At 53.4% G+C, this 18,250-nt stretch carries 18 protein-coding genes and 1 pseudogene; all 19 read right to left on the reverse strand.

The genetic code is table 11. From position 1 onward, the window contains the following. Positions 1–72: 72 nt before the first annotated feature. A complete protein-coding gene (locus SK53_RS22165; protein ID WP_255349783.1) occupies positions 73–942 on the reverse strand; it encodes a conjugal transfer protein TraT in 870 nt (289 codons plus the stop codon). Between the two features lie 46 nt (positions 943–988). Then, entirely contained in the window at positions 989–1,393 is a 405-nt protein-coding gene (locus tag SK53_RS22170) for a DUF6750 family protein (protein WP_048210064.1), read from the reverse strand. Between the two features lie 34 nt (positions 1,394–1,427). Beyond that, positions 1,428–1,952, reverse strand: a complete 525-nt coding sequence (traQ, locus tag SK53_RS22175; RefSeq protein WP_048210065.1) for a conjugal transfer protein TraQ — start codon at positions 1,950–1,952, stop codon at positions 1,428–1,430. Then, positions 1,952–2,722: a conjugal transfer protein TraP gene (gene traP, locus SK53_RS23710; RefSeq protein ID WP_048210066.1), complete on the reverse strand. Its 771-nt coding sequence runs from the start codon at positions 2,720–2,722 to the stop codon at positions 1,952–1,954. The genes traQ and traP overlap by 1 nt, the downstream gene beginning before the upstream one ends. Next, a complete protein-coding gene (traO, locus tag SK53_RS22185) occupies positions 2,715–4,022 on the reverse strand; it encodes a conjugal transfer protein TraO (protein WP_048210067.1) in 1,308 nt (435 codons plus the stop codon). Before traO ends, traP begins: the two co-directional genes overlap by 8 nt. Then, on the reverse strand, positions 4,022–5,005 hold the full coding sequence (locus SK53_RS22190) for a DotH/IcmK family type IV secretion protein (protein ID WP_048210068.1): 984 nt from the start codon (positions 5,003–5,005) through the stop codon (positions 4,022–4,024). Before SK53_RS22190 ends, traO begins: the two co-directional genes overlap by 1 nt. A 10-nt stretch (positions 5,006–5,015) precedes the next feature. Then, positions 5,016–5,717, reverse strand: a complete 702-nt coding sequence (locus tag SK53_RS22195; protein WP_048210069.1) for a DotI/IcmL/TraM family protein — start codon at positions 5,715–5,717, stop codon at positions 5,016–5,018. Positions 5,718–5,722: 5 nt separating this feature from the next. Beyond that, positions 5,723–6,073 carry a hypothetical protein gene (locus tag SK53_RS22200; protein WP_048210070.1) on the reverse strand — a complete coding sequence of 117 codons (351 nt, stop codon included), beginning with the start codon at positions 6,071–6,073 and terminating at the stop codon, positions 5,723–5,725. Between the two features lie 17 nt (positions 6,074–6,090). After that, entirely contained in the window at positions 6,091–9,639 is a 3,549-nt protein-coding gene (locus tag SK53_RS22205; protein ID WP_048210071.1) for an LPD7 domain-containing protein, read from the reverse strand. 70 nt (positions 9,640–9,709) lie between these two features. After that, positions 9,710–9,997, reverse strand: a complete 288-nt coding sequence (icmT, locus tag SK53_RS23855; protein WP_048210072.1) for an IcmT/TraK family protein — start codon at positions 9,995–9,997, stop codon at positions 9,710–9,712. Continuing rightward, positions 9,994–11,154, reverse strand: a complete 1,161-nt coding sequence (gene traJ, locus SK53_RS22215; protein ID WP_048210073.1) for a plasmid transfer ATPase TraJ — start codon at positions 11,152–11,154, stop codon at positions 9,994–9,996. Before traJ ends, icmT begins: the two co-directional genes overlap by 4 nt. A gap of 11 nt (positions 11,155–11,165) precedes the next feature. Next, the gene (locus SK53_RS22220; RefSeq protein ID WP_048210074.1) at positions 11,166–11,972 is read right to left on the reverse strand and encodes a type IV secretory system conjugative DNA transfer family protein; all 807 of its coding nucleotides are present in this window, start codon (positions 11,970–11,972) and stop codon (positions 11,166–11,168) included. Beyond that, positions 11,969–12,442, reverse strand: coding sequence for a DotD/TraH family lipoprotein (locus SK53_RS22225; RefSeq protein ID WP_048210075.1), 474 nt, complete (start codon positions 12,440–12,442; stop codon positions 11,969–11,971). Before SK53_RS22225 ends, SK53_RS22220 begins: the two co-directional genes overlap by 4 nt. A gap of 87 nt (positions 12,443–12,529) precedes the next feature. Then, complete coding sequence (locus SK53_RS22230; RefSeq protein ID WP_048210076.1) at positions 12,530–13,048, reverse strand: hypothetical protein; 519 nt, start codon at positions 13,046–13,048, stop codon at positions 12,530–12,532. A 20-nt stretch (positions 13,049–13,068) separates the two neighbouring features. Then, positions 13,069–14,277 carry a conjugal transfer protein TraF gene (locus SK53_RS22235; RefSeq protein ID WP_048210077.1) on the reverse strand — a complete coding sequence of 403 codons (1,209 nt, stop codon included), beginning with the start codon at positions 14,275–14,277 and terminating at the stop codon, positions 13,069–13,071. A 102-nt stretch (positions 14,278–14,379) separates the two neighbouring features. Then, positions 14,380–15,216, reverse strand: a complete 837-nt coding sequence (locus tag SK53_RS22240; protein WP_048210078.1) for a hypothetical protein — start codon at positions 15,214–15,216, stop codon at positions 14,380–14,382. Between the two features lie 145 nt (positions 15,217–15,361). Continuing rightward, positions 15,362–15,838, reverse strand: a complete 477-nt coding sequence (locus SK53_RS23715; RefSeq protein WP_156174862.1) for a hypothetical protein — start codon at positions 15,836–15,838, stop codon at positions 15,362–15,364. A gap of 19 nt (positions 15,839–15,857) precedes the next feature. Then, positions 15,858–17,018 carry a site-specific integrase gene (locus SK53_RS22245; RefSeq protein WP_048210079.1) on the reverse strand — a complete coding sequence of 387 codons (1,161 nt, stop codon included), beginning with the start codon at positions 17,016–17,018 and terminating at the stop codon, positions 15,858–15,860. An 862-nt stretch (positions 17,019–17,880) separates the two neighbouring features. Further along, positions 17,881–18,250, reverse strand: a pseudogene (locus SK53_RS23800) (Shufflon protein B); the annotation flags it as partial.

An 18,250-nucleotide genomic window follows, 5' to 3' on the forward strand; every position in this document is an offset into this window, starting at 1 on the left:
AGACTCCACCAGGATGGCGTGTATTGTTAAGCGCGGCGCTTCTCTGGGCGCATCTGCGTGATGAGGTGCGCGTCAGTGTTGCGTGACAGTGGTACCAGGGGACTGCGACGATAAGATTTTTGTCCGCGGAGCGTCTGACAGCACGTCACTGTCCGTTACTGAGTCCGGCGTCAGGATCAACGCCACTCCATTCATTTTCTGCCGCATTTCATCGCGTATTACTGGGGGGAACCGTTTTAACGCATCTGCATAATCAGCAGGGCGCCAACCTCCGAAGCGTTCTTCCAGAGGAAATCGATGCCGAGTCAGTTCCGACAGCACCCGTCGACCTTCCCGAATATTTCCAGGTTTGTTGCTGAAGACGGCCTGCAGGGCTTTTCGGTTCAGGGCGACGACATTACGTGGGTGCAGGTCCGGTAGCCAGACCATTACCCCCTGAGCAGCAGCAAACCCGTTAAGGGCATGCCAGGCATGGCAGATGTAACAGAGGTTAAACGGCAGAGTGAGCCGTTCAAACTCAGCATGTTCAGTGTCAGACAGCAGACTGGAGTCGGTCAGAAGTGCTGTGGGTATGTGGCGCAAAGCGAGGCGGCGGGCTGCAAGTGATGCGTGCTGCATCCCGGTTCGTGCGGCTTTCAGTGCCCGCGTATATTTCTCATATTCGCTCGGTACCTGCGGAGTGGGGCGGGACTCCAGCTGAGCCAGCGTGTCTTTCGCTCTGACGAGCCTGGCTTCTGCATCCTGCGCGTCTTCCGTAAGTCTGGTTAATGGCAGGGATTCAGGTAACACAAACAGATGTTTCATGTCAGCACTGCAGCAAAAACAGCGTCCCCCAGAAACCCTCTCGGGGGGAGGAAGTAATGGGGTTGTAGTATGGACAACATCAGGTACCGGAAGTGGATGGAGCCACGGAAGGTCAGGTGTTTTTTTCTTTGTGCTCATTGTTTACTCCTGAAAGGGTCGGTACACACCGACCCTTTCCCTGTAGTTAGCTGATGTTGACGGAGCTGGTACCAAGCTGTTTCTGAGTACGGCTCATTACTTCAGGGACGACAGCCAGCAGACCGCCGATAGCCAGACCTGCACAGCAGCGGCCGACAGTGATTTGCGGGTTGGAGCCAACTTTTTTGAAAGCCAGCAGGGAACCGATGAAGATGAATACGCCGATTGCCTGAGCGATTTCCAGACCGGAAGTTTTACCGCTTTTAGCACCGGCAGCGGCGCTACTAAGCATGTCGGCGAGATCGCCATCAGCGAAGGCCATACCGGGTAACAGGAACGTGGCCAGGGCACACAGCCCCTGAATCATTCGCTCACGGAACTTCATCATGGTCAGTTGGCAGAAAATAACAACGGCATAGATACGCGCGGAAATAGCACGGAAAAGTGACATGGTGTCTCCTTGGGTTATAAAAAAACGTGTGGTGTTAGAAAGCGAGTCCGAGAGTTGCGAGTGCGGCATCGATGAGCTGAGGTGAAAAGACCATAGCTGTGCCAGCCATCAGTTTTACTGTCGCGGCACGAATACTTTCGCTTGAACTGAGCGCGGTATGCCCCTCAAGTTCTGAACGTCGAAACATATCGAGTGCCGCATAGACAAATCCCACCCCTGCTAGCCGAACCAGGGACAGGACGGCGTTAGCAGCCCCGGCAGCAACGCCGTACGTGGCGGGCTGCACATAAGCGATCGCATCAAAAGATGTAGCGCCAAAGCCGAGTTGCGCACCACTGGCATTAATGATGGAGGGGAGAGATACCAGTGCTGCGCAGGAAAAAAGGCCAATAGCGAACTTGCCCGGAGCCAGGGGGCCTCGACTGGAACGTTGCCGAACCAGAAGTGCGATGAGGCCAAAAAAACCAATCATCTCGGACCAACTGAACAGTAAATCCAGTCCAGCGGTGAAGATGCCTGAAGCCAAGTTCTCTATTAGCGTGATGGCATCCAGTGCCATTAGCGCAGGGTCCCTCCTGTTGTCACCACAGATCGAGTTGCGGGATCAATCTGCCGAATAGTGACGTTACCCAGCGAGTCCCCCTCCCGGACTGACCAAGTACTTCCCTGCCATTTAATCCACGCCATTCCCGCTTCCAGCGACATGATTTTCATGCCCGAAACAGCACTGGCTGTCTGCCGTTTTTTGGTCTGGGAAGAAGGCCTTGATGGCTCAGTAGAGCTTGCCTTGGTTTCCAGCACAGCCAGCTTTTGTGTCAGGTCATTAAGCTGAGATCGCGTTTCTACCGCGTAGGCCTCATCCCGCTTAATTGCATCAGACAGACGGGTAACGCTGTCTTTGAGAGACGTCAGGGAGTCATTTATCTTTCGATCGCGGTCGTTCAGCTCGTCACGGATATCCGTCATCATGCTCGCCGCGTCGCCCTGGGCCATGGGTGGGGCAGTTTGTGCCGTCGGCTGCGCAGCGGGGATGGGGGCTGACTTGTGCGAAATAGCCTCAACCGCACCAGGCGATGCACCGTCGAGCGTATTTTCAACCTCACTGAAGCTGCTTTCAGACGGCGTATTATTCGTAAATGACAGTGACGGACCGAACAGGTACCAGAGGCTGGCCACTGCCAGAAGCGTTATCCCGAGAAGCCACGGCAGAGAATAGCCAAGCAGCAGTTCTCGCTTCCAGAACGGCGGTTTCTCACGGGGATCTGGCGCGCCAAAATCATCCTCGTTTTCCAGCGCTTCTTCTTCAGGTGTGTCAATTTGCTTATTCATCATTGTTCCTCACGGGTACGGTATCGCCATACTGACGACGGATTTCAGCCTGGCGGCGCGCGATGGCTTCCTGCAGGCGGTTTTCGGTTTGCTGCTCTGCAGCTGCGGGTGCTGATACGGTGTTACTGATAGCGGGGCGTGCCGCTTTTTTGCTGCTGACAATGTCGTCTGCAGTAACCGAGTCAACAAAGAGAATGGAGATCACTTCTTTTTGCTTCACTGTGACCTGCCGGAACGGCTCACGGGCCATCTCCTGCTTAATGACTTCGGCGCCGGTCTGGGCTGTACCTCCGACCATTACGCCTGCCACTGTACTGCCGTCAGGTTTCCCCACACGACCGGTGACGGTACCAACACTGGATTGCATGACCTGCGTGTTAGCATCCTTGTACAGCCCACCCAGATCACCAAGACCACCCAAAACAGCGGGCAGAACGATGTGAGTTCCCCATCGATGGTTAACATCAGAGGCCACTGAAGACATCAGGTTTTTCTCGCTCTGAGCGCTTGCATTGACGTTCAGCTCCATGCCGTTCCAGCTCATACTGGTAAACTTGATATCCAGTCCATTGCCGGCAAGTTTTACGGATGAGCTATGAAGTCTGGCGCCAGCCAGCGGCCCGGCAGGAATGACCGCAACCACCTCTGAGTTTGGGTTATCCGAATCCACTGCTGTCTCCATATAACCGGACGCACGAGTGAGGGAAGGGATAAAGACCTGTGCGTTTTCTTTTTCAGTTGTTGCATCTGTCCGGCTGCCCACGTCAGTAGTTGGGGATGTCCGCGTAATGCTTGCCAGTGAAGTAGCAAGCACCGGTGCGTCACCGCCAGCCTGCGCGGCACTGATTCGCGTGAGTAATTTCTGCAGCTGTGCCTGTCGTTTCTCGTTTGCTTGCTCTTCTCCGGCCGTGTTTTCCGGTTGGCGTGAAGATGTTGCCGGCACTGTACGTGGCGGGTCTTCTGATGCTGGTTTTGTTACTGGCACCTTATCTGGAGGAGGTTCAGTGACTTCAAGGCCTACCGGGAGACTGGCGATAAAGGATGAATCGGTCCTGGCGGCTTCTTGCGCGCCTAAATCGTTTGAGGCTTTCAGGAGCTCACGGTACCGCGGACTTTCCGTCGTGGTGGTTAAGGCACTTGATGCCGTACCGTTAAGGTTGACGGCAGAATCCTTTCCTGAAGGGTCGTGTGTCAGCCATGACACTAACCAGTAACCCGCGGTCAGTAAAACCAGGGCTCCAAATCCGATTATTGAAAAAAGTTTTTTGCCGTTATTACCGGCATCATGTTCTGCGCTCATTACTGAAGCTCCGGCGTGACGTGAACGGATTTCCCGTTTACTGAGAAGGTCAGTAACGGGGTGACGGGTAGTTTCCAGAGATGTGTGCCGTCCGCTGAAGAGAGCGTTTGTTCAAATTCATCGCGCAACATTGCCCGGGAACGAACCATCAGGTCGTCCCCGCTTTGCCAGATGACAGTGTCAGGTACGTTGCCCTGGAACTTTAGGCGACGGGCATCTTCTGGCGGAGTGCCATCCAGAAAGGCCTGCAAAGTGGCGCTGTGGAGTGCGATTTTATCGACCGACGCGCCTGGGGCTGTAGTGCCGGGACCCAGGCGTGGGACGCGTAAATCCAGTCGACTGTCGATCTCCTGGCTGGCCGTGCGGGTGTCTGTTTCGCCACTTGTTACATTGATCATGATCGGGACATCGAGTCCCTTCAGATATACGGAAATGTTTCCTGCCGCCCAGGGGCGCAGCGGTGTTATCGCCAGCATGTTGGTACCAGCATTGAACTTCACATCAAAACTCTTTGGACTGGCATTAATCGGCGGGTCCGACTGTGGCCACGGTGCGCCACTGATGTCCGTCAGGGTGACGACACTCTGGTTGTTCATGGCCGTGCGTACCAGTGGGATACTGGCCCCAGGCGAAAGATTAAGCGTTAGTGAGCTGATGCGCGGAACCACGCTTATCATCGGGGCATTGACTGAGCGCTCGTTGTCCGTCAGTCGCAGACGCAGCTCACGTATCTCATCCGCTGACAAAGGCGAGTCCATGCTTGCCGCCTCTTCTACCAGCGGAGAACTTTGTTCAGGGGCTGGGAGCTCCCCGCTAATCCGGGTAGCCGGTACGCCCGTTGTCTGCGGCTCAGTACCTTGCGGGACTGACGCTGCAGTTGCTGCACCAGGTGTTCTGGCGTCCTGCCAGCCAGTATTGTCAGCGGCGGCCACGAGAGCCGGACCACACAGCAGTAGCGTGATCATGAGATAAGGAAGTTTCATGGCGGGAGCCTCAGAGGTTGCGGGGAGCGTTGCGTGAGATCATCTGGCGGATTTCCATCCCGACGGGTTTCTGCCGTGGATCTACTCGCTGGATGGTGATTTCGAAAATAAATGGCTGTTCTGGTTTACTGGTCGTCTGGCCAACCAGACGCAGACGTACCGGATACTGCATAGTCCAGAACCAAGTTCCGTCAGACAGACGTCCACGCCGGATGACGACACCAGCCCCTACGGAGCCGGTAAGATTCATACGCTCACGCTTCAGGGCATCATAGATATTGGAGTTGGTCAGCGCCTGAATGTAACTGGCGTGCCCCTCTTCAGAGAACAGCGATGCTGTGGAGGATACCTGTTCACGATAGTGAACAAAGTCCAGGTTAAAGGCCCGCATCAGAGCTTTGCTGCCAAAGGCGATTGCGTCGTCCTGACTCCATGCCGGTTCGGATGTGGGGGCCAGGCGAACCAGGCGCCCGCTGTCGGTGGCAAAGTAATCCCGTGGCTGCTGTATCAGGGCCCAGGTCAAGCCGGCGTTGAGGATTATGCTGATAAGCAGGCAACTCCCCAGCAGGAGATTGCTCTTCATCAGCTCTGGTGCCATTTTCTGGCGTTTTTCTGCCGTCATCATCATTTCCACGGCGTCGTTCAGCGGATCCTCCGCAGGGGAGGAGGCCCGCCCCTTTGCAGGGGGGGCTGGTTGAGTTAGTTTTGTCATAGGTTTCAGGAGTTGAAGTTTTTCCAGGGGTCGATGTTGTCTGGGATCTGTTCGTTGACCTTATCTAGGGCTGCTTCGCAGACCTTATTTTCCAGTTGCGAAATGATTTCATCGAGGCCGGGGAATTGCGGCAGGGTCACCTTGACGTTCTTTATACGGGACAGACAGGACTGCAGGGAGGATGAGACATTGCTTTCGCGCTGTTCCCAGGCGGTGGCGGCCGCCCTGGCCCGCTCATAACCAGCCTGACTACCCGTTTCGGCGGCACTTCCTGCACGGCAGGTCGCCGCCGCAGCGGCGGCAGAAAAAAGCATGAAGCCGGACAAAAGGCCGGCTTTAAGCATGTAATATCGCATTCTCTCTCCTTATCGGCTCAGCGGCCGGGGCTGTGGGAGTGTTCCTGATGAAGTGCTTTTTCCTGTCTGCCCTCCGGCTTTCGGGCGTCATCCCATTGTTTCCAGGTCTGTTCAAAGCCAAGACGCTGGAATAGGGTGTCTGCCTGTTTTTCCGGTGAGTAGATTCGGGCGGGAAGTGGTGTGTCGTCTTCCCGACCTTTCAGGTGGAACGTCATCAGCTGAGGGGCGGCACGGGTGGTGCCGTCGGGTTCAAAATTCACCGCCTGTCCGTAACCCGCAAAGCGGGGGCCGTCGTCGGTGATGGCATTGATAACCAGCTGACTGTTATCGGTGGTTGGTGTGGCCAGTGCTGGATACAGCGTGCCATCCAGTCGCACCATACCCTGCAAGTGTTCCCCCGCTGACTGTACAAGCAGTAGGTCTAGCTGGTTTGACTGTGTGTCCATAGAGGCCATGACGGGTACCAGCCTGTCTGGTGCGTCCGTAGATGATGGTGAAATGCTGGCCGCCGCTACTGGTGACTTCACTGGTTGTCTGTCTTCACCCAGATAAAACTGGCGTTCCTCCAGTCGGGGGGGGAGCTTCAGGTCTGTGGTGTACTCGGGCCAGGCCTGACGGATTTGCTGAGTGAGACGGCCGAACGTATCAACCGGGAAAGCCTGAAGGGGTTGCCCCTGCTCTGGTCGATCGTGCGCCACGGCAATACCTGTCGAGGCAGCCGTCAATGACCAGTTATTTTTTACGCGTTCTTTTTCTTCACCTGGTACATGCCAACTGTCTCGGGAATTGAGCGTCAGCGTTACCACATCGCCTGTTTTGTGGTGTGCGATCATCTCCTGTAAGTCCTGCCCCCAGTAGGTATGACTTCCACCACGGTTCTGTAGCTCGATAAAGAAGCTCTTGCCCTTTTGCTCTTTATTTTCGTACATCGCTTCGCCAAAGTTCTTGAGTACCGCAGTGACGCTCTGGCCTGGTTTAAGTGCGGAGGGGGCGGGCTCCGCTGGCATCTCAGGAACCCGGATGCTGTCGGCGGTCTTAGACGCTATTGTCTCACCAGTGGGTGAAACGGCAGGCTGTATTGTGGCAGTTGCCTGTGCCTGTGATGTCGGATTTGGTGATGTGGGGGCCATTGGTGTGCCTGGAGCGTCAGGGGTAACAGCTTCAGGGGCGGCTGTTGCCGGTGACACTGGCGGTTCAGCGTCAGGCGATGGTGTCTGTCTGTTCAAGTCCGGCGTAGGAATGTGTGTTTTGATGGAATCACTGGACGCCCCCATCTGTTGCCGCATTGCCTCAAGCTGCGCGCGCTGCGCAGGCAACTTCATGCGGATATCGAGGTCATTTTCGATAATGAGCCGCATGGCCTGCTCTTTAAATTCTGTACTGCCAGTGAGTTCCACCACGCCGCCGTAAAAGCGTGATGCAACGGCCAGCGCGGCGAGTACTCTTCGTTTGTCCTGACTGGCGCCGTTACACATTTCAAGTCTATTACCGAGATCGCGAAAGGCATCTTCTCCGTCGAGGCGATAGAGCACCGTGTTGTCGCGCTGTTCTTCCGTTGAAAGGGCTTTGATGATTTTGTCCAGATCTTCTCGGTGCAGCGGTTCCGGTCTTCGCGGCCCGTAGACAAGCCCATCCGCTTCATTCACCTCATTCTCTGCCGTTTTCGCTCTGTCCGGATTCAACTCAGACGTGTCTGCTTCCCCACCGGCAGTCTGTGTCTGTTCCTGTTTTTGCCTGGTTGAGGGGGCCTCGAAGGGGTGTGGAGGGATCGGTAATTCTGACGAGCCCGGTACTGGAGGCTCAGCGTCTGTATTATGTAATGCCGCCTCAGGTTTTACTGCCTGCTTATCCGTTTCCTGCTGTTCATGGATTGTCAGTTGTTCCGGAGTTGGCATAAGGGGCAATCCGTCAGACTGACTGTCCAGCCATTCAACAACCTGTGGGTCGTCCATCTGTGCCCGTATGTCTGCATAATCATCCAGTTCCAGGACGGGTGCAGACGATCCTGCTTCGACAACACTCTGTCTACTCTCCCCGGTATCCGCGGAAAAGGTAACGTGCGACTCATCCGTGTTGCCCTGTTTTTCAGGAATTAAAACGTCAGCATCTCTTGGGAGTGTGGGTGCTGGCTCATCGTGGGCAGAATTACTCTCATCCGGTGCCACATTGATGCTGGCTTCATAGGGCTGTAACACTTCGGACGGAGCGATAATTTCTGGTTCTGCCGGAGAGGGATGTACTGGATTTGCTGGCTCATCCAGCCTGTGACTTTCAGCCGATATAACGGCAGGTTCGTCCGGGGCAAGTGAAGTCTGCCCGGATACCGTTTTTTCCGGATTTTCCATTTTTTTGTCCTGTAGTGAGAGAGATTGTTCAGCGTCGGGTATGTAGCCTGTCCGGATGTCGATGCCTGCAGACCGAAGACTGTCGTTGATAAGCTCGCGAAAGGCTTCTCTGCCCCGACTGGTATCGAGGTCATTGAAGTCTGTCATCGATCGCGCTTTTTCCTCTTCGGTAAAGTCAGGGACGATAACCTTACCGTTCGTGAGCTCTGCGGCTTTCTCAGCGCTGAGGATGCCCTTATTTTCGGGTTGTCCTGTCTGTGAATTCTTCAACTGATGATCGTTGTCTGCACAGAAAATAAAGGTACTGTCAGGCCAGACGGCACGTGCATTCTGGCCAACGGCAATCATGTTTCCCGCATCGATCGTCATCAGTACCGGCAGACCTGATGCCTCATGCATGGAAGCTGCTGTGGCATACCCTTCAGCAAACAGCAGCGGCTGTCCATTCTGCGGGGTCCCCAAAGCAAACCAGTTACCTGTTTTTTCACTGTCTTTAAGGATGCGGGCGTCTTTCCCTCCTGTGAGAGGAATACGCTGGTAAGAACGGATGTCGCCATGGGCGTTGCTGAAGGGGATCACAAGCTCTTGCTTATCGTTGATTCTTATACCCGGAGCAGCCTCTACTCCCTTGCGGGTCAGATAACCGTTTGTAGTGGCCTGCGGGTACCTGTCAACATATCGGGCGGCATACTCCGCCTGGCGGTTGTACTGTTGCTCAAGAGCACGGGCGTTGTCTTCACGCGTTTGCTGGGCGTGTGCACGGAGATGAATACGCGCAAGCGGATCCATCTCGCCACCTCCTGAAAACACCCACTGCGTCGGTTTAGCGTCGGCGCTGCGATAATCGCGGTACCATCCGGCAGGGCGCCCGTCCAGATAAGCCTTGTAAGCTCCGCTTTTCGAACCTTTCTTGTCCTGTTTCGTCGGTACACGCTGAAGGCTGCCGTCCATCACGGGCAACCCTTTAACAATCAACCCTGCTTCTTCGAGTTTTTGTGCAAACTCTGTTACCGGATCGTCTGCATTCATTGACAGTTCATGTGGACGGGGCATCCATCGTTCAAATTTGTTCAGGTCGGCACCTGGTCTGGCATACCAGAGCCTGTGCTCATTGTCCCATTCAAGGGCTTTCATGCCATTGTCGAGACGTGGGTGGGCATTGATGGCGTCGTCCTTCTCTTCGAGAGGCACGGCAAGCCATACTCGGTGACTTTTTTGCATGGTCACATTCCTGGAAGATATTGAGGGAGGCGCGCTGGTGCGCTGTGGAGAACGTGCGGGTTACATGGGCTCAGAGACCGGTCCAGTCTCGTGGTTTCTCAACGAAATGTCGGTACCACCAGGGCCGACCAGAGGCAACCTTTCCTCTGAAGGTACTAATCACGCGCCGGCAGATGGCACGAACACTCCAGCCAAAGAAATTCAGAGCAACAAAGAATCCCAGAATGGCGGAGCAGATATACAGCGTGTTCATGGATGGCCAGCGAAACCAGACTAGGTAAAGCAACAGGAACGGCAAAGGAATACCAAAAAAGCTGACTGGCGGAGTAGCGTAACGCCAGAATCCCTGTCGTTTCATAGCGTTAGTTCCTTACCTGACAGATAGAGAGCCGCTTCGTTTCTGTCTATATCACCGGTTATGAAACCTTCCCGCACCTGATCGACAATACGCCGCTTTTCCAGTCTCAGAATAGTGTCGATGTGCGCAGGCCACTTTTCTGACGGGATATTCTGAAGCGCGTCGCGTAAGCCATCGTCGAATACGATGTATTCCCGCAGGGCACGACGTTTGCCGTCAGTCGTTTTGACAAGTACTTGGATTGCGATGAAACGCAGCATACCAAGCAGCTCCCATGCACGCGCATCCCGAATCTGAGGCGGGAACAAACCAAGTAGTCGGTTCAGAGTTTCACCTGGTGATTTAGAGTGCAGAGTCCCGATAGTCATGTGCCCACTTTCCCCGGCTTGAACAGCGGCTTCTGCCGTTTCAGTATCGCGGATCTCCCCGATTCCGATGACCTCCGGGTTACGACGCATGGCGGAGCGGAGCCCATCTGCAAAACTTGCCACGTCACGTCCCACCTGAGCCTGATGCGGTGGCAAAAGGTCATCGGGGCGGCCAAGAATGTACTCAACCGGATCTTCGTAGGTCACAATCTTGCGGTCAGGTTGCGTGTTCTGACAGTGTCGATATAACGCCGCCTGAAGCGTTGATTTTCCGGAACCTGTTTCGCCGCAGATGAGACCCAGCCCGGTTTTTGGCAGCATGGAAGCCGCGAGGTCGGGTTCGATACCCATCTTCATAAAGTCGGGAATGATGTGGGGGATCACGCGCAGCGTGACGGATAGTGCCTTTTCTTCACGTGCAGATGTCCCCTGAATAATGTGCGCGCGCAGCCGCACGCGCTCACCCCGCTCCAGACCATAACGCCCGTGCATGTCGCCGTCGATCTGAATGGCCCTGTCCGATGGTTTACCGCCCTGTACACGGGGGCGCACTTCTGGTCCCAGCAGGTCATCAAGCATATTACCCAGCATGGTATTAGGCAGTACGGTATCGGAGACTCTTTCTCGTCGACCGTAACGGCTGACAGAAACAGGGGAGCCACCAACTAGGTCCACGTCACTTACAGCCTGTGCTGAGCACCAGGCAAAAAAGGTTCTGAACTCGTCAGCGGTATAAGCGCCGCTGAACGGAAAAATCCCGAACTTATCTGGGATAAGAGATGTTTCCACAAGAAAACTCCTTACTGGATGGTAACAGACGGGCGCCAGCGGGACTTCTGTAGTTCAAACGACGCGTGTGATTTGAGTCGACGTACACGATCGCCGGTAACGAGCTTCTGGCCGCTGCCGGTCACAGTCTGCTGTTGTTCGGTTACTTCCGGTCGGGAAATCATGCCCCTACGCCAGAGCAGGGAGTAAAGCATCATGCCCCTGTAATCGCGGGTGAGCTGATTCATGCTGGCCTCAAAGGTCAGATCGGCGTTTTCGCGACCTTCCTGCCAGCCTTTTTTCAGCGCGTCTTCCCAGACCTTTCTCTGGGCGCTGTCTTCCGGCACGACAAGTCCTTCAGTTCCTGGTGTTGCCGTGGTGGCCAACCCGCGAAGTAACCAGCTGCGCCAGCTGGGCGGGTTACTGATAAATCTCTCCGGGCGGATAATGGTCCAAACCTTTGAGGCTGTGCGAATTTGATCGGGAGTGATGTGTGCTACATCCTGTGCTTCATCAATAACCGGTGGCAGCCAGCCCTCTGGGCTGATAAGCGGCCGAAAATCGTAAAGAGCATTGAGGGTGGATTCGCGGGCGTTGAGTGCCTGTGTCAATTCCCATGCCCGCTGAGATTTACCTCCTCGGAATCCCAGCGTTCTCCCGGCATCACTAAGCATTTGCCAGCGCGTTTCGGAGATACCGTCTGGTCTCTGGCGCTCCGGGTTGAGCCAGGCCTGCATATCCGGAGGAGGGACGTTCCCGTCTGTTGGTGACGCAGGACGTTCGACTGCGCAACCGGTCAGGAGCAGCGCAGGGAAAAGTAACAAGAGAAAGCATTTCATTTCTGTCTGGTCTCCGGTTGCATGAAGTTGAGCTGGAGCAGGCCCGGATACTGATTCAGGGTGGCGCGCCATGCTGTCTGCGCTTCAATCACACGCAGTACGTTGCTGAAAGTCATACCACGAACGTGCAGTGTTACGGGTAAGGGCAGACGCACACCGCTGTAGTTGAACTGCAGGCCGCGTGCACGCGCCAGTTCGGCCAGTAACTCCACAGCATCACCTTCCCAGTCGAAGGAGACGCCAGCGCTGTTGGTACGAATGATCTCCATGGACGATGGTGCGGTTTTCGAAGCGGACCAAATACCGTTATTCCACATCTGATATTGCGAGTGACGGGCAACGGCGACGGAGGATGCCGCGCCGTAGCGGTCGGAAGAAGCAGAGGCTGGAGGCGTCGATGGGGGAGTCCAGGACTGGCAGCCGGCAAGCAGGAAAAAGGCCAGCACGCCGGGAAGCATTAAATAATTCATGGTAGTTACCTTGCCGGGAGGGCGACTGAGGTTAAAGCCAGAAGGTTAAGTGAGGTGAGGTTTGACTCTGTGTGAGTCAGGTTAGATTCAGATTTGTGGTTTGCGTTTCAATTTCTGTAACCCAGAAATCAGTTCAGTCAGCCTGTTATTCGTGAATAACCAGCACAGCAAGCCCATCGCGACAAAGATTATATAAAACTGCTGGATTCTGTTATCAACGCTAGCTTTCCAGTCATCTTCATCAGTGAATACCTCCTTGCATGTATTCAGTGCGGAGGGTTTTAAGACCGGGGACACCGGAACGCTTGACCTCGGCTGAATACATTCCCGCACCATACCTGCCGGTACATCGCTGACAAGCGCGCGGGCTTGCTTAATGAAGCTATCTGCCAGTGAATTGTTCAATGCCAGACACATGACCAAGATAAAAAATCCGGTGGCGGGTGCGGTAATCAGGCAACTAAATGCCGCACTGCGGATTAGACGCAATGCGCGGACATATTTGAATGAGATCATCTTCAGGACTCTCGACAAAACAAATTTCAGGAATGAAAGGCGCAGGGCAAAGCCGGGGTAATGTAAAACAGGACGGCAGAGGAAGCCCATTGAGGGCTTCCCTGAAATTATCAGAAGGTGAACTGCAGTTGGGCGACAGCGCCGTAAGTACGATCGGTTCCGGCGATACCGGTTAGGTCCAGATGTACTACGTCGAACGGTGAGAAGCCCAGACCTGCAGTGAAGGCGTTACCCTCGCTGGCGATCATGTTCTGGCGATAACCCGCACGTACTTGCATCCAGCTCCAGGCATTCAACTCAGCCCCTACACTGGCGAACTGCCGTTTGTCATCCCGCTCAAAACGGCTGGCTTCGGTCAGATCCACATCGAGTGCGGTGGTAAGGACGCTGTTGCTCCAGGCGACGCCAGCGGTAGCCTGCGGTTTCACTTTGAACGTTTCTTTCTCGCCGTTCACTTCTTTAGTGTCCACAGTGCGGGCAATGATGTTCTGCACCGCAAGACCCAACATCCAGTTATCTCCGAGGTTTGTTGCCAGACCGATGTCGGCGTTAAATCCGGTTTTTGTGTTGTGATAGTCATCTGAGTTCAAATCATTTTTGTCGAAGTCGTTTACCGTTGCGCTGTAGTTGAACAGATCGATGCGCTGATATTTGGGCGTAATACCCAGGGACCAGCTGTGTCCTGCCGTTTCGAATTCATGCGCCATAGCCACACCTACGTCTGTGATAACAGCCGCGCGACCATAGGCACGGGACGTCAGGGCATCTTTGTCTACCGTATCTGCCGGTATGGCCCCACTGGCGATATCGTCGAGATACTGCAGATCGTGGTCGCTGACCTTACCGTTTACGGAAACGGTACCCCAGGACTTCACGACAACGGCAAATGGCAGCACTTTATTGGGGGTGGTGGCAATAACCGATGCTCCGACCTGCCCGTTTGCCTTCACGTCCTTCAAATCTTCCAGCTTATTGCGTAACGCAGCAGCGCTTTCGCTAACACCGCTTTGGCGGTCGACAGCATTGTCGAAATTATTCCACAGATCTTTCACGTCATCGGCAGTATCAATGGCCTTGTCAGGATCTGCTACCTGGACACCCACGGACGGCAGCACCAGACTGAAGTCATCGTTAGCGCCAAATTTAGTCAGGAGTGCCGGGTTGGATAAGGCAGCTGTGCCATAATGGGCAGATGCCACGCCCGTTCCGCCCATGGCATCGCTGCGGGCTTCCATATAGGAGGTTGCTGCACCTGCATGAAATGCCATCATGACGGCGGAAGAAATCAGTGTTTTTGCTATATGAGTCTTTTTCATCATTAAATTTCCTGTAGTCCAGTCTGGATTTTGGGCAAAAGAAGGTCCCGATGCGGCAGCATCAAAAAATTCTTTTTCTTTTTTAATTCAATATTTCTGCGTGGTTCAAAGCTGTCTGTATATAAGTGCAGGTAACGTTATTCCTTGCTCAAGCGCTTTAGACAGCCCCATGCTGACTGTGACGGCGCGTATAGTGCCTGTTGCTGCATGTTCCCTTAGGAGGCGTTCTTTCCAGTATTTTTGCTCTTTGTCCAGAACGAGCGGAATAATGGATAGCACCGGAAAATACGTCATCTGCGATGAAGTAATTTTCTTTTTAATTAATATGCCGGTTCGTTCCTTATATTCATCCTCACCTGTATGTTCGGTCGTACAGAAAATAATGCGGTCATTATTATTTTCGGCTGAAGGAATAATCATCTCCCGTAATGACTCTTCCGTCGTTGGCCAGTGATGTTGAGCCTGAGTGGTGTCGACCGTAGGAACGTTCCTGCCGAGTAACCAGTCCGGCGAAACGAAAAACCACTGGGCTAGCGCCTGCAAGAGCGGAGTAGAGAGGTAGTCCATCGTTCGTTCCCTGTCCTGCAGTACGCTTACCCGAACGTTCCATGAAGATAGCAATTCTGCAATATCAGTCGGGTCAAGCTCATGTGCCTGCATCAGCACCTCAAAGCGATCGATGATACTGATTGCGGTATTGCTGAATGGCAGGAAGATATCGCGCAGAGAGCCCTCTATAACCAGATTCAGTAGCTCTGACTGAGATATTCCAATCATGCCTGACAACTCATCAATCAGTTGGCGGGTGCCGGGCCGCATCCGGAGAGATGTAGTCTGCATAGGCTTCTTGTCATTGCGCTGAAGCAGTTCTGCAATCCTGTTCCGATCAAGGTCGGGGAGCGCCAGAAGCGAGGTGAAAATTGCGGTAAGACTGTTTGCCACAAGGCCCCCTTAAGAAAAATTACATCTTGCTGTTCAGTGATTTAGAGAATAATTAATCGTGACGCGTATGTATAACGAGTTAATTCGATCGTGTAGATCGACTGCGTTTGCGTGTGCGTTTTAATTGCGTTTGTGTATTGGCGTTTTAACGCGCTTTCCTGCGCGGTCGAATGAGCACAAGCACGCCGGTTTCCGGTACGGTAATCCAGCGCCATTCCTGTACCAGTGTTTGTAGCCGTATCCCGTTCCTGACAGCTGGAGGAATCGATACTGTGGTGCAGCGCCAGTGGTGTGTATCGTCCATTTTTCCCATCAAGATGGTCATGCTTTTCAAGTGTGCCGGGCGCATCAGATGGGATGTGAAGTACACCGGAGTGCTGTTCCTTTGTAGCGCCAGCTGTAATGTGGCAAGAAAACTGCGGTGAAAACGCGCTGCACGACGAAGATTGAGATGACCTACCCGGTCAAAGGTCGAAAGGTGCAGGGTAGTGTAATGGTGCTTACGGTGACGAACCGAGGCCGCGCGAAACCCTTTCCAGGGCGTCACGGCACTAACAATTGCCATAATCGGGCAGTACAGCAGTAATGTTAGCGGTACTGCTGAAAGGAGTATCAGATACACAGTCTCTCCAGGTAAAAGGTTATGCTCGGGCCGACAGTGCCTCGGCGGGGTTCAGCGGACAAATCATTATGTGATCGTTTGTCCTGATGGGGAGCTCCCCCGGTGCAGGGACTCTTTCACCGCGCTGGGCAGCAAGTGCCAGAGTGCGCAGTAGCAGTTCGCTGGCGCGGGTCAGAGCAAGTTCGCGCGTTGGTGCCGATACCATCAGGTTTTCGAAATCGCATAGCATCACCCTGATGCCACCGGTACTTCCACAGTCCTGTTCGACCAGTGCGGGATAGGGCACGAAGTAGGGGGCAATCTTTTGAGTCTGGCGTCGTCGCGCATCCAGCTTGCTGACCAGCTGGTAAGCTCTCAAGTGGGTGTAGCGTTTAAGCATATTCATCGACCGATGACCTGAGATGGCAGCGACCTCCATGACGTTCAGCGTACCGAGCTCGAAGAAGCGGCTAATCGCCTCATGTCGAAGATCGTGGAAATGCAGATCTTCAATAGCGAGGGCATTGAGAGCGTGACGCCAGGCGCTTTTGAATCCAGAAGATGTATAGCTGAATATTTGGCCTTTTAGCTGTGCAGGTAACATCTGAAGTAAATTTCGCGCTTTTCTTGAGAGTGGGACATCACGTGATGAACCGTTCTTGGTATCGGGCAGGTGCGCGACGCCGTGCTGAAGGTCAATAAACTCCCATTGGAGGTTAAGAATTTCACCCTGACGCATGGCTGTTTCCAGAGCGAGATGAAAGATTATATAGAGCATCATGTTTCGCTCGCGGAAATACCGCGACAGTCTGCGCTCTTCAGAGGACGTCAGACGTCGATCTCGTCCTTTAGACACTTTGGGCTTACGTACCAGTTCGACCGGATTGTTACGACAGGTTCCCCATTCCACGCGTGCGATCCCGAAAAGTGATGATAACAACGCCAGCTCCAGTCTCACCGTGTTGCCGGTGATGGGGTTTCCCGTTCTGGGATTGCGTTGCTTCAGCCGTTCATCACGGTAGGTTGCAATATCAACAGTGGTGATCTCATCCATGTTCCGGTCGGCCAGTGGGTGACGCTTAATGACGTTTACCCGGTAAAACTCCTGAAGATGGCCCTTTTTGTGAACTGATACCGATTCGTAGTATTTATCGAGACCCCGGCTAAGTGACATTTTTTTAATACGCGCAACAGAAGACATTATTACTCCCGAAAAGGCGAAGAAAATAAAGCCTTGCGCGAAAAATGCAATAACACTGTCAATCCGGTGCGTGGTCAGGTGCTTCGAAAATTAAAATGCAAACCGTTTTTGGGGAAACTTCTTGCGCTAACAAATCCGTCGCTTATGCATATTGCCCGTCTGGGACAGTAGCTATTGGGGGGTCTTATGCTCTAAGAAGTTGGTCTGATGGTTCGAACCATAATTCCCCAGATTCAATGGCTCTCGATCCTGTTAACAATCGGTTCTACATTGGTTTACCCAACAACTCGAAGGGAGAAGCTTGCTTTCAGGCGATAGTAAACTGCACTGCAGAATAAAACTGTCAATCCGGTGCGTGGGTTTCTGGCTCCATCTATAACGGAAGTTACTCATCACTAGGGGCATTTGTATCAACTTACACATCGGTTAACGATACTGGACGTCCTATGACGGTTTACGCTTCAGGCGGGGTTTCTACTATAGATAAAGGAATTAAAGACGGTGATAACTGCCGTAATACCTGGGATCTTAAAGGTATTGTTGATGGACGTATCATTACATCGGCAGGTACCGCTAACTCAGATTGGAGCAAATCCGGAACTATTAATTTCATTATCCCTGCGGGATCGACGTTTAGTATAACGTCAAACCCTTTACCCTCTTACGGATGCTCACCAGGTAGTTTCAATCTCGTAACTTATCACTGATCGAAGGTTGGTTAACCGTCATTATTCATCGCAAAATCCCAATCAAATTGATGTTTGTGGAGCTCGCCCGCGGGTAAGTCGAGACTACAGAGTACACGTACATGAACTACAAAATGCCACATAACCATCACGTTCCTCTTATCAGAGTGGCAAATTTATTGGAAACGAAAAACAGTGAACGATCCGTAGTCGCAGCCGTAAGACATCATTCCATTTGAGACAATTGAGAATGAAGAACCATCTGGGACTTCAAAGGATACTGTCCCTGATTTTTGCCACTGGGAGTTACCATCAAAATCTCTTGCGACGTACAATCCCGCAACCTCAGCGATGAGCGAGTATGTATTAACGCAGTTATCAGCATCCCCATAGTTGATTTTTTTGCTAGGAGGATTGCCACCGGTTACGTACAGGCGATATTGCTTTCCTGAGGTATTCGTACCTGAGTAAGAACCTTTAAAAGTCCCAAGAACAGTGTAATTACCCTCGGTTATGCCTGTTCCCTTCCACGCACCGGATTGACAG

The organism is Enterobacter sp. MGH119, assembly GCF_001037675.1.
Lineage (GTDB): Bacteria > Pseudomonadota > Gammaproteobacteria > Enterobacterales > Enterobacteriaceae > Enterobacter > Enterobacter hormaechei_C.

Bases quoted from the DNA above. Each gene is read 5' to 3' on its own strand.
- SK53_RS22165 (WP_255349783.1), bottom strand. From the start codon at position 942: ATGAGCACAAAGAAAAAAACACCTGACCTTCCGTGGCTCCATCCACTT.
- SK53_RS22170 (WP_048210064.1), bottom strand. From the start codon at position 1,393: ATGTCACTTTTCCGTGCTATTTCCGCGCGTATCTATGCCGTTGTTATT.
- traQ (WP_048210065.1), bottom strand. From the start codon at position 1,952: ATGGCACTGGATGCCATCACGCTAATAGAGAACTTGGCTTCAGGCATC.
- traP (WP_048210066.1), bottom strand. From the start codon at position 2,722: ATGAATAAGCAAATTGACACACCTGAAGAAGAAGCGCTGGAAAACGAG.
- traO (WP_048210067.1), bottom strand. From the start codon at position 4,022: ATGAGCGCAGAACATGATGCCGGTAATAACGGCAAAAAACTTTTTTCA.
- SK53_RS22190 (WP_048210068.1), bottom strand. From the start codon at position 5,005: ATGAAACTTCCTTATCTCATGATCACGCTACTGCTGTGTGGTCCGGCT.
- SK53_RS22195 (WP_048210069.1), bottom strand. From the start codon at position 5,717: ATGACAAAACTAACTCAACCAGCCCCCCCTGCAAAGGGGCGGGCCTCC.
- SK53_RS22200 (WP_048210070.1), bottom strand. From the start codon at position 6,073: ATGCGATATTACATGCTTAAAGCCGGCCTTTTGTCCGGCTTCATGCTT.
- SK53_RS22205 (WP_048210071.1), bottom strand. From the start codon at position 9,639: ATGCAAAAAAGTCACCGAGTATGGCTTGCCGTGCCTCTCGAAGAGAAG.
- icmT (WP_048210072.1), bottom strand. From the start codon at position 9,997: ATGAAACGACAGGGATTCTGGCGTTACGCTACTCCGCCAGTCAGCTTT.
- SK53_RS22220 (WP_048210074.1), bottom strand. From the start codon at position 11,972: ATGAAATGCTTTCTCTTGTTACTTTTCCCTGCGCTGCTCCTGACCGGT.
- SK53_RS22225 (WP_048210075.1), bottom strand. From the start codon at position 12,442: ATGAATTATTTAATGCTTCCCGGCGTGCTGGCCTTTTTCCTGCTTGCC.
- SK53_RS22230 (WP_048210076.1), bottom strand. From the start codon at position 13,048: ATGGGCTTCCTCTGCCGTCCTGTTTTACATTACCCCGGCTTTGCCCTG.
- SK53_RS22235 (WP_048210077.1), bottom strand. From the start codon at position 14,277: ATGATGAAAAAGACTCATATAGCAAAAACACTGATTTCTTCCGCCGTC.
- SK53_RS22245 (WP_048210079.1), bottom strand. From the start codon at position 17,018: ATGTCTTCTGTTGCGCGTATTAAAAAAATGTCACTTAGCCGGGGTCTC.